This is a genomic window from Burkholderia alba (assembly GCF_034721475.1).
GTDB lineage: Bacteria > Pseudomonadota > Gammaproteobacteria > Burkholderiales > Burkholderiaceae > Burkholderia > Burkholderia alba.
Genome location: NZ_JAWJWL010000007.1, coordinates 157710 through 170878 on the forward strand (window position 1 = coordinate 157710; position 13169 = coordinate 170878).

At 67.4% G+C, this 13169-nt stretch carries 14 protein-coding genes and 1 pseudogene; 10 read left to right on the forward strand and 5 right to left on the reverse strand.

Annotated features, from left to right (window positions below; all coding sequences use genetic code 11):
• The 3 genes and pseudogenes from RZR99_RS10175 to gor all read left to right on the forward strand — a co-directional run.
• Positions 1-201: pseudogene (locus tag RZR99_RS10175) on the forward strand (hypothetical protein); the annotation flags it as partial.
• Between the two features lie 326 nt (positions 202-527).
• A complete protein-coding gene (locus tag RZR99_RS10180; protein WP_323119626.1) occupies positions 528-752 on the forward strand; it encodes a hypothetical protein in 225 nt (74 codons plus the stop codon).
• A gap of 132 nt (positions 753-884) precedes the next feature.
• Entirely contained in the window at positions 885-2246 is a 1362-nt protein-coding gene (gene gor, locus RZR99_RS10185; RefSeq protein WP_323119627.1) for a glutathione-disulfide reductase, read from the forward strand.
• Between the two features lie 215 nt (positions 2247-2461).
• Here the strand turns inward: gor and RZR99_RS10190 are convergent, their stop codons facing one another.
• A complete protein-coding gene (locus RZR99_RS10190; RefSeq protein WP_323119628.1) occupies positions 2462-3364 on the reverse strand; it encodes an SDR family oxidoreductase in 903 nt (300 codons plus the stop codon).
• Between the two features lie 37 nt (positions 3365-3401).
• Positions 3402-4151, reverse strand: a complete 750-nt coding sequence (locus RZR99_RS10195) for an SDR family oxidoreductase (protein ID WP_323119629.1) — start codon at positions 4149-4151, stop codon at positions 3402-3404.
• Positions 4152-4263: 112 nt separating this feature from the next.
• On the opposite strand from RZR99_RS10195, the gene RZR99_RS10200 reads away from it, so the two are divergent.
• Positions 4264-5154 (forward strand): LysR family transcriptional regulator, encoded by an 891-nt coding sequence (locus RZR99_RS10200; protein WP_323119630.1) that lies wholly within the window; start codon positions 4264-4266, stop codon positions 5152-5154.
• Between the two features lie 270 nt (positions 5155-5424).
• Here RZR99_RS10200 and RZR99_RS10205 read toward each other — a convergent pair whose 3' ends face one another.
• Positions 5425-5730, reverse strand: a complete 306-nt coding sequence (locus RZR99_RS10205; RefSeq protein WP_323119631.1) for a DUF4148 domain-containing protein — start codon at positions 5728-5730, stop codon at positions 5425-5427.
• Positions 5731-6030: 300 nt separating this feature from the next.
• On the opposite strand from RZR99_RS10205, the gene RZR99_RS10210 reads away from it, so the two are divergent.
• From RZR99_RS10210 to RZR99_RS10230, 5 genes are all read left to right on the forward strand, one after another.
• Positions 6031-6264, forward strand: a complete 234-nt coding sequence (locus tag RZR99_RS10210; protein ID WP_323119632.1) for a hypothetical protein — start codon at positions 6031-6033, stop codon at positions 6262-6264.
• 464 nt (positions 6265-6728) lie between these two features.
• Positions 6729-7406: a response regulator transcription factor gene (locus RZR99_RS10215; protein WP_323119633.1), complete on the forward strand. Its 678-nt coding sequence runs from the start codon at positions 6729-6731 to the stop codon at positions 7404-7406.
• 105 nt (positions 7407-7511) lie between these two features.
• Positions 7512-8807: a sensor histidine kinase gene (locus tag RZR99_RS10220; RefSeq protein ID WP_323119634.1), complete on the forward strand. Its 1296-nt coding sequence runs from the start codon at positions 7512-7514 to the stop codon at positions 8805-8807.
• A 34-nt stretch (positions 8808-8841) separates the two neighbouring features.
• Positions 8842-9528 (forward strand): response regulator transcription factor, encoded by a 687-nt coding sequence (locus RZR99_RS10225; protein WP_323119635.1) that lies wholly within the window; start codon positions 8842-8844, stop codon positions 9526-9528.
• Positions 9529-9748: 220 nt separating this feature from the next.
• On the forward strand, positions 9749-10864 hold the full coding sequence (locus RZR99_RS10230; RefSeq protein ID WP_323119636.1) for a porin: 1116 nt from the start codon (positions 9749-9751) through the stop codon (positions 10862-10864).
• 75 nt (positions 10865-10939) lie between these two features.
• On the opposite strand, the gene RZR99_RS10235 is transcribed toward RZR99_RS10230, so the two are convergent.
• Positions 10940-11095, reverse strand: a complete 156-nt coding sequence (locus RZR99_RS10235) for a hypothetical protein (RefSeq protein ID WP_323119637.1) — start codon at positions 11093-11095, stop codon at positions 10940-10942.
• A gap of 157 nt (positions 11096-11252) precedes the next feature.
• Positions 11253-11525: a DUF4148 domain-containing protein gene (locus tag RZR99_RS10240; protein ID WP_323119638.1), complete on the reverse strand. Its 273-nt coding sequence runs from the start codon at positions 11523-11525 to the stop codon at positions 11253-11255.
• A gap of 348 nt (positions 11526-11873) precedes the next feature.
• Here RZR99_RS10240 and RZR99_RS10245 point away from each other — a divergent pair, with 348 nt between their 5' ends.
• Positions 11874-13055: a porin gene (locus RZR99_RS10245; protein ID WP_323119639.1), complete on the forward strand. Its 1182-nt coding sequence runs from the start codon at positions 11874-11876 to the stop codon at positions 13053-13055.
• The last annotated feature ends 114 nt before the right edge of the window (positions 13056-13169 follow it).

The window sequence follows — 13169 nt, forward strand, 5'->3', positions numbered from 1 at the left end:
CGCGACGGCGGGCGGTGCGCCGCCCGCCGTCGCGCGATGCGATGCGTGGAGGTCTCGATGGGTGGAACGATGAAGCGTTACGCGTGGGTCGCGGCACTGAGCGCGGCGTTGCTGCTCGCGGCATGCAGCAACAAGGACGACGACGAAGTGAGCAGCAAGCCGAGCGACGCGGCGGCGCCCGCCTCCGGCGCGAGCCAGTAAGCTGCCCGACAGGAAGCGCTGGGATTGCGCCGGACGCTAGAGGGTTCCCGCTAAACGAAAGGAATCCGAAAAGTTTCCAACAGAGTTTGACAGTTGCGCGGAGGGGATTGCGCTAACCTGCATCGCGCCGGCATTGCGATCAACGGGTCGCATGTTGTGTGCGTGTGATGGGCTGAGATGGGCATGTCCGCCCGGATCGCCGCGCCGGATCGGCTGACCGATCGGCGCGACGCTACGGGCGCTACGGATTGTTACAACAAGCGCCGCGATGCGGCGCGGGTCCGTGCGATCATGCACGCTCACATTCAACCTGAACGGTGATTGCGATGGGTATCTTGGACACGGTAGGCGAGATTGCAGGTGCGGTGGCGGCGGTCGAAGCGACGGACAAAGTCGATCCGAATGCGGGCCTGTTGACGAAGGGGATTGCAGCGGTCGCCGGCTTCAAGGGCGCGGAAGCGCTGGAAGGCCTCGTCGAGAAGAAAGAGAACGAGGCGGCGGACAATGCCGACAACACGGCGGCGCCCGACAGCGACGGCTCGCAGGCCTGAGCGGACGCGGCATGCCGCGCGACGAAAACGGGAGACGATAAGTCTCCCGTTTTTTTTCGTCGACGCGACGCGCCGCACGACGGCCGGATTCTTGTTATCGTCCTGTAATCGTTTCTTCGACAAGGCGACGCCATGGAATTCGATTACGACCTCTTTGTCATCGGCGCGGGCTCCGGCGGCGTGCGTCTGAGCCGCGTCGCGGCGTCGCACGGCGCGCGCGTCGGCATCGCGGAGGAGGAGCAGATCGGCGGCACCTGCGTGCTGCGCGGCTGCATTCCGAAGAAGCTGCTGGTCTACGCGTCGCATTACGGCCACGAAGTGGAGGACGCCGCCGGCTTCGGCTGGGGCTTCGACCTCGGCACTTTTTCGTGGCCCGCGCTGATCGCCGCGAAGAATCGCGAGATCGCGCGCCTGAGCGAGCGCTACATCGACCTGCTGAAACAATCGGGCGTAGCCATTCACGAAGGCCGCGCGACCATCGTCGACGCGCACGCGGTCGAGATCGGCGGCCGCCGCTTCACCGCGCGGCACATCGGCGTCGCCACCGGATCGCATCCGACGCTGCCGAAGGTGCCGGGCATCGAGCATGCGATCACGTCGCGCGAGGCGCTGGATCTGCCGGCACTGCCCCAGCGCATCGCGATCGTCGGCGGCGGCTACATCGCGGTCGAGTTCGCGGGCATCTTCAACGGGCTGGGCGTCGAGGTCGATCTGTTCTATCGCGGCGAGCAGATCCTGCGCGGCTTCGACGACGACGTGCGGCGCTTCCTGGCCGACGAGATGACGAAGCAGGGCACCGCGATCCATACCCATGCGGACGTGCAGGCGCTCACGCGCTCGGCGGAAGGCGCGCTGTCGCTGCGGGTCGGCGGCGAAACGTACGGTCCGTACGGCGAGGTGCTCTACGCAACCGGGCGCGCGCCGAACAGCGGCGGGCTCGGCCTCGAGGCGGCGGGCGTCGAGCGCGAGCCGGGCGGCGCGATCAAGGTCGACGATTACTCGACCACCTCCGTCGAATCGATTCACGCGATCGGCGACGTCACGTCGCGCCCGCAGCTCACCCCGGTCGCGACGCGCGACGGCGCGCTGCTTGCCGCGAACCTGTTCGGCGGCAAGCCGGTCCGCGCGGATCACCGCTATGTGCCGTCCGCCGTGTTCAGCCAGCCGGAGGTTGCGACGGTCGGCTGGTCGGAGGCGGACGCGCGCTCGGCGCTCGGCGAGGTGGACGTCTACAAGACCGCGTTCAAGGCGCTGCGTCATACGCTGTCGGGACGCGACGAACGCACGTTCATGAAACTCGTGGTCGCGCGCGACAGCCAGCGCGTGGTGGGCGCGCACATGGTCGGGCGCGACGCGGCGGAAATCATCCAGGGCATCGCGATCGCGATTCGCGCCGGCGCGACGAAAGCGCAATTCGACGAAACGATCGGCATCCATCCGACTGCCGCGGAGGAATTCGTGACGCTGCGGCAGAAGGTGCCGGACGGCGCGTAAGCGGGTGCGTGGCGGGAGCGGGCAAGCTGAGTGTGTTCGCGATGTCGGGGTGCGGGCTGTATTGAACGGGCGCGGCCGGAGGGCGTTACGCCCTCCGGATGCCGGGGCGCCGGTTCGCGATTGCTTCATCACGCGGTTGCGCGATCACGTGCGCCCGTGATCGCGCTTCACGTCCTCACGTCCTCACGCAATCACGCAATCACGCAATCACGCAATCACGCAATCACGCGGGGCGACAGCAGATCCTTCAAACCGATCGCCGCATACATCTCGCGGCGCATCCGGTCCGCCACCGCGTTGACGACTTCCGCGCCGTCCTGCGACGGATCGACGTGCACGCGGAACGGCCGCTTGCCGAACGGCAGGTCCACCACCCGCACGATCTGCCGCGCGACTTCCGCCGGATCGGCATCGGCCGGCTCCAGGCCGCTCAACCCCTTCAGCGCCTGCTCGGCGACACCCGCATACGGCCCGGTCTCGTACGCGGCGGCCACGTCCCGATCGGCGGGCGTGCCCGCATGCGCGAAGTGGTTGGTGCCTTGCGTGAAGGCGCCGGGCACCATGATGGTGGTCTCGATGCCCCAGCGCGCGAGCTCGGTCGAATAGGACACCGCGAGCGCATCCATCGCGGCCTTCGCCGCGAAATACGGCGCGAGGAACGGCGGCGTGCCGCCCCGGGTGGACGACGAGCCGACCCACACCAGCAAGGCCCCGCCCTGTCCGCGCAGGTGCGGCAGCGCGGCGCGGTTGACCCGCTGCGCACCCAGCACGTTGACGTCGTATTGCTGGCTGAATTGCTCCGGCGTGAAGGCTTCCGCCGGGCCGAACACCATGTGGCCCGCGTTGTGCACGATCACGTCGAGCCGGCCCGCGTCGCGCAGGATGTGCGCGACGCCCGAGGCGGCGGAGGCGTCGGACTGGACGTCCAGTTCGACGGTGCGCAGATCGGCTTGCCGTTCGCGTGCCCACTGGGCGGCTTCGGCGACGCGCGGCGCGTTGCGCCCTTGCGTGTCGCGCATCGATGCATAGACGGTGTGGCCGGCGGCGGCCAGGGCGCGCGCGGTCATCAGGCCGAAGCCCGACGACGCGCCGGTCACGAGGATGATTTGCCTGGACATGAGCGATCTCCTGAAAACGCGAAGGGGGCGGGCCGGCTCAGACGATGCCGCCGTTGGCCCGCAAGGTTTGCCCGTTGATCCATGCGCCGTCGGGGCCGGCGAGGAAGGCGACGGCGGCGGCGATATCCTCCGGCAGGCCGAGTCGTTCGAGCGGCGCCGCATGGGCCAGCCGGTCGACGAGTTCCTGCGGCTTGCCGTCGAGGAACAGCTTCGTCGCGGTCGGTCCGGGCGCGATCGCGTTGACGGTGATGCGCCGGCCGCGCAGTTCCTTCGCGAGGATGCTGGTCATCGCTTCGACCGCGGCCTTGGTCGCCGCGTACACCCCGTAGGTCGGCTGCAGCAGCGTCGTCACGCTCGACGACAGGTTGACGATGCGTCCGCCGTCGCGCAGGCGGCGCGACGCTTCGCGCAGCGTATTGAAGGTGCCCTTGAGGTTGACCGCGATCTGGCGGTCGAACTGCGTGTCGTCGCTGTCCGCGAGCGGGGCGAGCGCCATGATGCCGGCGTTGTTGACCAGCACGTCGATCCCGCCGAACGCCTCGGCGGCCGTATCGAACAGGCGGGTCACGGCGGCGGGGTCCGCGATGTCGGCACGGGCGGCGCACGCGCGTGCGCCGGCTGCCTCGATCCGGCGCACCAGCGCCTCGGCGGCGGTGTCGCTGCCGGCGTAGTTGACGATCACGGCGAAGCCGTCGTGCGCGAGGCGCGCCGCGATGGCGGCGCCGATGCCGCCCGCGGCGCCGGTAACGAGGGCGACCTTGGCGGTCGGTTCGTTGGCGTGGCTCATGGTGTGGGCTCCTGATGAACCGCTGGAGATCAGCGGGTTGATGCAACGATAGCTATTCACGTTGGAAAGATAATCGGGTATAAATCGGCATCATTATTCGAAATTCCGGACAATGGATCGCTTCGATGCCATGCGGGTGTTCGTCAGGATCGTCGAGTGCCGGAGCTTCACCCAGGCGGCGGACGATCTGGGGTTGCCGCGCTCGTCGGCGACCGACGCCGTCAAGGGGCTGGAGGCCCGCCTCGGCGTGCGGCTTCTGCAGCGGACGACGCGTCAGGTCAGTCCGACGCTCGACGGCGAGGCGTATTACCAGCGCTGCCTGCGCGTGATCGCGGAAGTCGAGGATGCGGACAGCGTGTTCGCGGGCGTCAAGCCGCGCGGGCTGCTGCATGTCGGCGTTCACGGCACGCTGGCGAGCCACTTCGTCGTGCCGGGGCTGCCCGCGTTCCTGGCCGAGTACCCGGATATCGAATTGCAGATCAGCGAAGGCGATCGCTACGTGGATCTGCTGCGCGAAGGCGTGGATTGCGTGCTGCGGGTCGGCAAGCTCGCCGACAGCGATCTCGTGGCGCGGCGGCTGACCACGCTGGACGAAATCACCTGTGCGTCGCCGGCCTATCTGGACCGTCACGGCATGCCCGAATCCGTCGATCGGCTGGACGGTCACCGGATGGTCGGTTTCCGGTCGTCGGCGACCGGGGCGGTATTGCCGCTGGAGTTCGTCGTGGACGGCAAGTCCCGCGAGGTGATGCTGCCGTCGACGGTGAGGGTCGCCGGCGCGGAGACCTACGCGGCCGCCGCGCGCGCGGGGCTCGGGCTGATCCAGGCGCCGCGCTACCGGCTGGAAGCGGATTTCCGGCGCGGCGCGCTGGTGCCGGTGCTGCCGGACTGTCGTCCGACGCCGATCCCGGTCTCGGTGCTGTATCCGCGCTCGAGGCATCTGTCGGCGCGGCTGCGGGTGTTCATCGACTGGCTGGCCGGGCGCTTCGGCGAGGAGCGCTGAACGCGGCGGGCGAGTGGCGCCCGCGCGCGGCCCGGCATGGCGATCGCGTTGCGTTGCCCGCGGGAAAGAACGGTGTCGCGCATCGCGCGGTACGCGCTGCGCGACAAGCGTCGGCATCAAGCGTCGGCATCAAGCGTCGGCATCAAGCGTCGGCATCAAGCGTCGGCATCAAGCGTCGGCATCAAGCGTCGCCGCACTATTCGTCACACAAAAAAAGCCGCGCGGCAAGGCTGCCCGCGCGGCCAATCTCGCTCGTGATGCGGGGGATGCCTAGGGCGTGTTCGCCGCGACCGAACTGCCGGCGCCGCGGCAATCCTGCTGGTACTTGGTCATCAAGCGCTGCTGCGCGCCGTCGATGTCGTCCGGATAGTTGTCGTCTTCGCCGGCCGCCGGGTTGTAGCCGACCGATTCGAGTTCGGACAGTTCGTTGATCAGCTGCGCATGCGTGATGGGGCCCTTGGTGTGGACGAACGGATAGTCCGTGCATTGCTGCGGGGTCAATTTCGGCGCAGCATGAGCCGTGGTGCCCAGCACCATCAGGAACGTACAGGCCAGTACGCGGGGGGTGAGTTTCATCGAGGGCTCCTTGGTGTCGGTCGTCCGGGCGAACGTGTCCGGGCGGTGGCGGGAAGTCCGGCCGGTGCGCGGCGCGGATCACGACTCGAAGGCTAGAGGAGCGGGGTTGTCGAAACGGCAGAGCGCAGATGAAACTTGTTTCATGCTCGCTCGCCCGATGGTTGCGCGCGCAGCTAAACATTCCTTCACGTCCGCGCTCGCGATCGGTTAGCCGCACGGGTATATCGTCGAGCCCGTCGATCGCGCCGTGCCCGGTGCGAATCCCGGGCCGCCCGACCGGCCGCGGCGTGGAAGGAGCGGATGATGAAGCGCAATACGATGACGGTCCTGATGACGGCCGCGCTGCTGGCGGCGCCCGCGCTGTCGGAGGCCAAGGTCCAGGGCTCGGGGCTGGCGATAGCCGATGCCGTTCTGCTGCATGCGAAAGTCGAGCGCGAGCACCGCGCGGAGGATCGCGCGCGCCGGACAAGCACGGCAACGCCGCACGCCGCGGAAGAGCCGCATCGCACGGACACCGCGGCACAAAGCACGTGACGGCGGCTCCTGCCGCGGCGATCGCGAACGCGCACGCCGTTCGCGATCGACGCGAGCATGGTTGCCGATGCGAACGGACTGACCGGATCCGCCGCCGCGGCGCGGTGCGACGGACGCGTTTGCGCTGAACGCCCCGTCGCCGCTTTCTTCATCCGACCCGCCATACCGGGCGCGCGCCGCCCGGGTTCGACGCACCGCCGCGCGGCCGGCGTCGAATGCCCGCCTCCAGGCCGTCCCGGCCGCTCCGCTTCTTAAATTTTTTTTAATGAAACCGATATGCGAGCGCCACGTGCGCGCGTGTAGTCTGCGTACGACCGTTGCGCCACGAGCGTGCGGTCTCTCCCAGGACGCAAGCTGTCACGCGCTGAAAGCACGAGCCGAATATGGCAACATGGATGCCCTTGAATAGCCAGCCGCGTGGGCCGCACACGGTGGCCGAACGTAGTGCGGCGCGCGGAACGACGATGTCGCGAGTGCTCACGATAGAAGACGATGAAATCACCGCGAATGAAATCGTCGGCGAATTGAAAAGTCGCGGTTTCACCGTCGAATGGGTGTCGAACGGCCGGGACGGCATGGCGCGCGCGATCAGCGACGAATACGACGTCATCACGCTCGACCGGATGCTGCCCGGTGTCGACGGCCTCACGATCCTGATGACGATGCGCAGCATCGGGATTCGCACGCCGGTACTGATGCTGAGCGCGCTCGGCGACGTCGACGAGCGCGTGCGCGGTCTGCGCGCGGGCGGCGACGACTACCTGACGAAACCGTTCGACCCCGAGGAAATGGCCGCGCGCCTCGAAGTGCTGCTGCGGCGCAGTCGGGCTTCTCCCGCGCAATCCGAGACGAGCCTGAGCGTCGGCCCGCTGACGCTCGATCTGATCTCCCGCAAGGTCTACCGCAACGGCGACGAGATCGCGCTGCTGCCGACCGAGTACCGCGTACTCGAATTCATGATGCGCCACGCGGGCCAGACCATCACCCGCACGATGCTGTTCGAGGCGGTGTGGGGCTATCACTTCGACCCCGGCACCAACCTGATCGATGTCCACATGGGACGCCTGCGCAAGAAAATCGAGCCGCCCGACGCGAAGCCGATGATTCAGACCGTGCGCGGGGCGGGCTACATCCTTTCGTGAGCACCCCCTCCTTGACTGACTCTTCGAGCCAGGCGCAACCCGCGCCGGCGCTCGACCACGTCGCGGCTGATCGCCGTCTACGCGGTCACTTTCTCGGTATCGGTGATGCTGCTGCTCGGCTTCATCGCGACGGCGATCACGCACGACATGGAGCGCGAGACCGACGTCGTGATCGAATGGCAGATGATCTACTTCGATTCGATGCCGCATACCGAGCTGGCCGACGCGATTCATCGCCGGCTGGAGCACGAGCGCATGCATACCAACTACTACGGCCTGTTCACGGCGGACGGCCGGCATATCGCGGGCGACGTGATGGAGTTCCCGCCGGAGCTCAAAACCGACCGCAGCGGCATGACGCTCAACCACACGCTGAAGATCTCCAGCGGCCAGGTCGCGCCGATCGTGCGCGCGATGGCGGCGCAGCGCTTCGGCGGCGAAAAGCTCGTGCTCGCGCGCGATCTGACCCACATCCTGCGGATCCGCGAGTCGATCATCAACGCGCTGGTGGGCGGCGGCCTCTTCTGCTTCGCGGCCGGCATCGCCGGCGGGTTAGCGCTGAGCATCCGGCAGATGCGCCGGCTGAAGGCGATCCGGCAAGTCACGCAGCGCATCGCGCAGGGCGACCTGGGGCAGCGCCTGCCCATCGGCGGGCGCGACGAGATCGACATGCTGTCGCATCTCGTCAATCACATGCTCGCCGAAGTGGAGCGCCTGATGAACGAAGTCAAGGGCGTCTGCGACGGCATCGCGCACGATCTGCGCACACCGCTCGCGCATGTGCACACGCTGCTCGCGCACGCGGCGGAGCGGGCCGCGACGCTCGACGACGTGGCGCTCACGAGCCTGGTCGACCGCGCGCGGGCGGAGACCGACGCATTGCTCGGACGCTTCCGCGCGATGCTGCGCATTTCGGAAATCGGCACGCTGCAGCGGCGCGGCGGGTTCGCCGAGGTGGAACTGCAGGCGCTGGTCAACGATGTCGGCCAGCTGTTCGAACCGCTCGCCGACAGCCGCGCGATCCAATTCGTCGTGCGCACCGACGCGGTCGGCACGATCCACGGCGATCGCGCGTTGCTGTTCGAGGCGCTCAGCAACCTGCTCGACAACGCGTTGAAGTACACCACCGAGGGCGGCGTCGTGCGTCTCGATCTGCGGCAGACGCCGTATGGTCCGCAGATCGACGTCGTCGACAACGGCCCGGGCATCGCGCCGGAGGAGCGCGACGCGGTGTTGCGCCACCGCTACCGCAGCGAACGAACCGGACATCTGGCGGGCTCGGGGCTCGGCCTGAGCATCGTATCGGCGGTGATCCACGTGCACGATTTCTCGCTGCGGATCGACAGCGCGAACCCCGGCACCTGCGTGACGATCGAGTGCTGGTCGAGGACGCTCGCGTGACGGGCGCCGCCGTTTCCCGCGCGGCGGATCGTTGATGCGGATCCTGTTCGTCACGGCGCCCCATCCCGAAGCCGCGTGGCTGTACAAGGCCCTGCAGGAGAGCGGCCACAGCCTGCAGCGCGCCGACGATCTGCGCGACGGCGCTTTCCTCTCCGGCCAGGAACACTTCGATACCATCGTCGCGATGGCCTTCGATCCGGCCGGCTATCCCGCGCTGTTCACCGCGCTGCCGTCGTTCACGATGCGCGGCGGCGGCGCGGCGCTCGTCGTCGTGCTCGGCCATGCGAGCGCGCAGGATCGGGTCGGCGCGCTGCGCGCGGGCGCCGATGCGTGCTTTGGCCAGCCCTATTCGTTCATCGAAATGCACGAGCGCATCCAGGCGCTGCAGCGCACGGCCGGCGCGCGCGCGGCCCCTCACGTGCCGAGCGCGAGCGGGTTGACGCTCGATGCGCTGACGCGCGAACTGGTCGAGGGCGAGCGGCGGCTCGCGGTCACGCGGCGCGAGTACCTGCTGCTCGAATGCCTGATGCGCCAGGCCAACGCGCCCGTGCCGCGCGATCAGCTGATTCGCTATGCGTGGCAAGACCAGGAGGACGTCGATCCGTCGAGCGTGAACCTCGTCGTATCGCGCTTGCGCCGCAAGCTGGTTCGATTCGTCCCCGACGTCCGCATCGAAACGGTCAGCCGCTACGGCTATCAGATCACCATCGCGCCGCGCTGACGCGCGACGCGGCTCCCGACCCTTTCCAGTCTTGCCGACGACGGTATTCCGGCGGTCGGCGGCGCACGCCGTCAATATCCTTCACGTGATTTCCCAACACTAAAAGTGAAAGACTGAATTGCAAGTGCGGCTTGATTTTGCGTCGATATATTGGCGGCCACGCAATCGACAAGAACAGGATTGCGAACGATTCGTTCACGATGAAAAAGGACCACCGACAATGAACAAGCTTTTCGGATTGAACCGGGCGATCGCCGCGCTGCTGTGCGTCGGCGCGGCCGGAGCGGCACATGCGCAAAGCAGCGTGACGCTGTACGGCGTGCTGGATACCGGTATCGACTACGCGAGCAACGTGAACGACCAGCATCTGTGGCAGATGGCCAGCGGCGTGAGCGCGGGCAGCCGCTGGGGCCTGCGCGGCAAGGAGGATCTGGGCGGCGGTCTGGCGGCGGTATTCGATCTCGAAAGCGGCTTCAACTCGACCAACGGCAACCTCGGCAGCGGCCTCGCGTTCTCGCGCAATGCGTACGTCGGACTCGCGAGCCACGCATACGGCACGGTGACCTTCGGCCGCCAGTGGGATCCGATCGTCGACCTGATCGAGCCGTATTCGCTGAACGACGCCTACGGCGGCTGGTACTTCTCGCACCCGAACGACATGGACAATCTCGACAACGGGTTCGCGGTCAGCAATGCGGTGAAGTACACGAGCCCGACCATCGGAGGTTTCACGGGCGAAGCGCTGTATTCGTTCGGCGGACAGGCCGGGCAGTTCTCGAACAACGCGGCCTACAGCGCGGCCGCGTCGTACACCAACGGACCGTTCTCGGCCGGTGTCGGCTATCTGCGGGTGAACGATCCGCAGCAATCGATCCAGAGCTATCAGAACAGCGCCGGCTATACCAATGCGGTGTACGGCACCTATCTCGAGCGCGCGCGCAGCCAGGGTATTTTCGCGGCGGGGGCGTCGTATCAGCTCGGCGCGTTCAAGCTGATGGGCAACTTCACCGATGTCGACTTTCAGCAAGGCGACGACGGACAGGACGTGAAGTTCCAGAACTATGAACTCGCCGGCACGTTCGCGGCGACGAGCCAGCTCAATTTCGGCGCGGGCTTTACCTATACCGAAGGCCGCGATCACGCGACCGAACAAGAGCCGAAGTATCAGCAGGTCAACCTGAGCGCCGAGTACGAACTGTCGAAGCGCACGGCGGTTTATGCGCTGGCGATCTACCAGCATGCGACGGGCGGTGCGCTCGCGCAGATCGCCGGTTTCGATCCGTCGTCGAACGGCAAGCAGATGGTCGGGCGTGTGGGTATCCGTCACACGTTCTGACGCTCGGCCGGCCGGAGACGAAACAGGCACGCCGCCCTGAGGGGCGGCGTGCCTGCGGCGTTGACGCGTCGAACGCTACGAACCGAAAAACACGTTGCAGAAGTCGGGCGGCCCGACGCAATCGCCGGGGCCGTTCGGGCGGGCGGTAGCGCAGCCGGACAGCAGTGCGCCGGCCGCAAGGCCCGCGAGGGCGAGCCGCGCGAGGCGCTTGAGGAGGGTGTGATTCTTCATCGGACGGGGAGAGGGAAACGGGCGCGTGGCAGGTGCGATGCGCCGGATGGATCGGCGTGCGGAGCATCCGCTGCGCTGCGCGCTCAGGCGTGCAGCCGGCGGTTGCCGGCGCGGCAGACGCGCCGGCGGGCCGGAGAAGGATGACGTCCGGCGCGCATCAGTGCGCGTAGAGCGTCGAGTTCAGATACGCGAGCTGACCGTCCTTTTCGGCATGCACCAACTCCTGATAAACCTGCGCGCGCGTTTTCTCCTGCATCGCCTGCCCGTACGGCGGCACCCATGCGCCGGCCTGCGCCAGCGACGATCCGCCGGACATGCCGGGCGACGACAGCGACGCAACCTGCTGCGTCGACGACGCGTTCGTCTGAGCGAAGGCGGGAACGGCGGCCGCGGCGCACACGGCGGCGATGGCGATCATCAGTGCTTTCATCTTCGTTATCCTCACAATATCGGGTTGATGTGCCGAAGCGGCGGGCATTGACGCATGCGCACCTCGGTTGAAGGGAAGCATAGTCAACCCGGTATGGCGGATCGGTAGTGGTCGGATGAAAAGAAATTTACCCGCCGGCGAGCGTGCCGGCGCCGTGCGGAAAGCATCTGAACGAACCGCATCCCGAGCATGAAAAAAGCTTCATGAAACAGGCCGTTTCGATCACCTGAGTGTCACTCGCGTTGCCTAAATTCCGGCTATCGCATCACGGGCCGACCCAAACTCCGGCAACCGCCGGAACGGATTGGCCGATGCGTGAACCACCGACTACTTTTTCCGGAACGAAACATGGCAAAGACATGGGCAATCACGCTGCTGACGCTGGCAGGCACCTTCGCAACCGCCGCGCACGCGCAGAGCAGCGTGACGCTGTACGGCACGCTCGACACCGGCATCGATTACGTGAGCAACCAGAAGGGCGCGGGCGGCGCGGGGCACGGCAACTGGATGATGGAAAGCGGCAACGTGAGCACCAACCGCTGGGGGCTGCGCGGCACCGAGGATCTGGGGGGCGGGTTGAGCGCGGTGTTCGATCTGGAGAACGGCTTCAACATCGATAACGGCAAGCTCGGCAACGGCGGCGACGAGTTCGGCCGCCAGGCATGGGTCGGTCTCGCCAGCCGGCAATGGGGCACGCTCACGATGGGCCGCCAGTACGACTTTCTCGTCGACTTCGTCGCGCCGCTGTCCGCGACCGGCTCCGGATTCGGCGGCAACATCGCCGATCATCCGTTCGACAACGACAACCTGAACAACGACATGCGGATGAACAACGCGGTGAAGTTCCGCAGCGCGAGCTACGGCGGCGTCACGTTCGGCGGCGCGTACGCGTTCAGCAACGCGGCGGGCGGGTTCAGCGACAACAATGCATTCAGCGTCGGCGCCGCGTGGGCGGGCGGCCCGGTCGATCTCGCGCTCGCCTATCTGCAATCGAGCCAACCGGGCGGCGTGAACGCGCCGCAGAACGCGGGGGGCGCGCTCAGCAGCACCGACGGCGACGCGATCATGACGGGCGCGCGGCAGCGCACGCTCGGCGCGGCCGGCCGCTATGCGTTCGGCGCCGCGACGGTGGGCCTCGTGTTCACGCGCACGATGCTCGACGATCCGCGCCAGATCGCGCAGGGCGGCGCGTACGCGCCGCTCGCCGGCCAACTGCTGACGTTCAACAACTATGAGGTGAATGCGCGCTATGCGATCACGCCGATGTTGTCGGTGGGCGGGGCGTACACGTTCACCGACGGGCGCTTCGAGACGGCGGGCGCGAGCGTGTCGCCGAAGTGGAATCAGTTCATGCTGCAGGCCGACTACGCGCTGTCGCGCCGCACCGATCTGTACCTGGAGGGTGTGTACCAGCGCGTGAGCGGCGCGGACGGCATCGCGGTGCTCGGCAACGCGTCGGTCTACTCGCTCGCGCCGTCGTCGAACAACCGGCAGGCGATCGTCGCGGCGGGCGTGCGGCATCGCTTCTGATGTCCGCTCGAGTATCGGACGGACCGTGTTGCGCCGACACGCCGCCGGTTGTCCGGCGGCGTGTTTTTCATCGGACGGGGGATGGCTTCCGGAGCGGAGCCGGCACGCACGCTC

Bases quoted from the DNA above. Each gene is read 5' to 3' on its own strand.
- RZR99_RS10190 (WP_323119628.1), bottom strand. From the start codon at position 3,364: ATGTCCAGGCAAATCATCCTCGTGACCGGCGCGTCGTCGGGCTTCGGC.
- RZR99_RS10195 (WP_323119629.1), bottom strand. From the start codon at position 4,151: ATGAGCCACGCCAACGAACCGACCGCCAAGGTCGCCCTCGTTACCGGC.
- RZR99_RS10235 (WP_323119637.1), bottom strand. From the start codon at position 11,095: ATGAAGAATCACACCCTCCTCAAGCGCCTCGCGCGGCTCGCCCTCGCG.
- RZR99_RS10200 (WP_323119630.1), top strand. From the start codon at position 4,264: ATGGATCGCTTCGATGCCATGCGGGTGTTCGTCAGGATCGTCGAGTGC.
- RZR99_RS10215 (WP_323119633.1), top strand. From the start codon at position 6,729: ATGTCGCGAGTGCTCACGATAGAAGACGATGAAATCACCGCGAATGAA.
- RZR99_RS10245 (WP_323119639.1), top strand. From the start codon at position 11,874: ATGGCAAAGACATGGGCAATCACGCTGCTGACGCTGGCAGGCACCTTC.
- gor (WP_323119627.1), top strand. From the start codon at position 885: ATGGAATTCGATTACGACCTCTTTGTCATCGGCGCGGGCTCCGGCGGC.
- RZR99_RS10240 (WP_323119638.1), bottom strand. From the start codon at position 11,525: ATGAAAGCACTGATGATCGCCATCGCCGCCGTGTGCGCCGCGGCCGCC.
- RZR99_RS10180 (WP_323119626.1), top strand. From the start codon at position 528: ATGGGTATCTTGGACACGGTAGGCGAGATTGCAGGTGCGGTGGCGGCG.
- RZR99_RS10230 (WP_323119636.1), top strand. From the start codon at position 9,749: ATGAACAAGCTTTTCGGATTGAACCGGGCGATCGCCGCGCTGCTGTGC.
- RZR99_RS10210 (WP_323119632.1), top strand. From the start codon at position 6,031: ATGATGAAGCGCAATACGATGACGGTCCTGATGACGGCCGCGCTGCTG.
- RZR99_RS10225 (WP_323119635.1), top strand. From the start codon at position 8,842: ATGCGGATCCTGTTCGTCACGGCGCCCCATCCCGAAGCCGCGTGGCTG.
- RZR99_RS10220 (WP_323119634.1), top strand. From the start codon at position 7,512: ATGCTGCTGCTCGGCTTCATCGCGACGGCGATCACGCACGACATGGAG.
- RZR99_RS10205 (WP_323119631.1), bottom strand. From the start codon at position 5,730: ATGAAACTCACCCCCCGCGTACTGGCCTGTACGTTCCTGATGGTGCTG.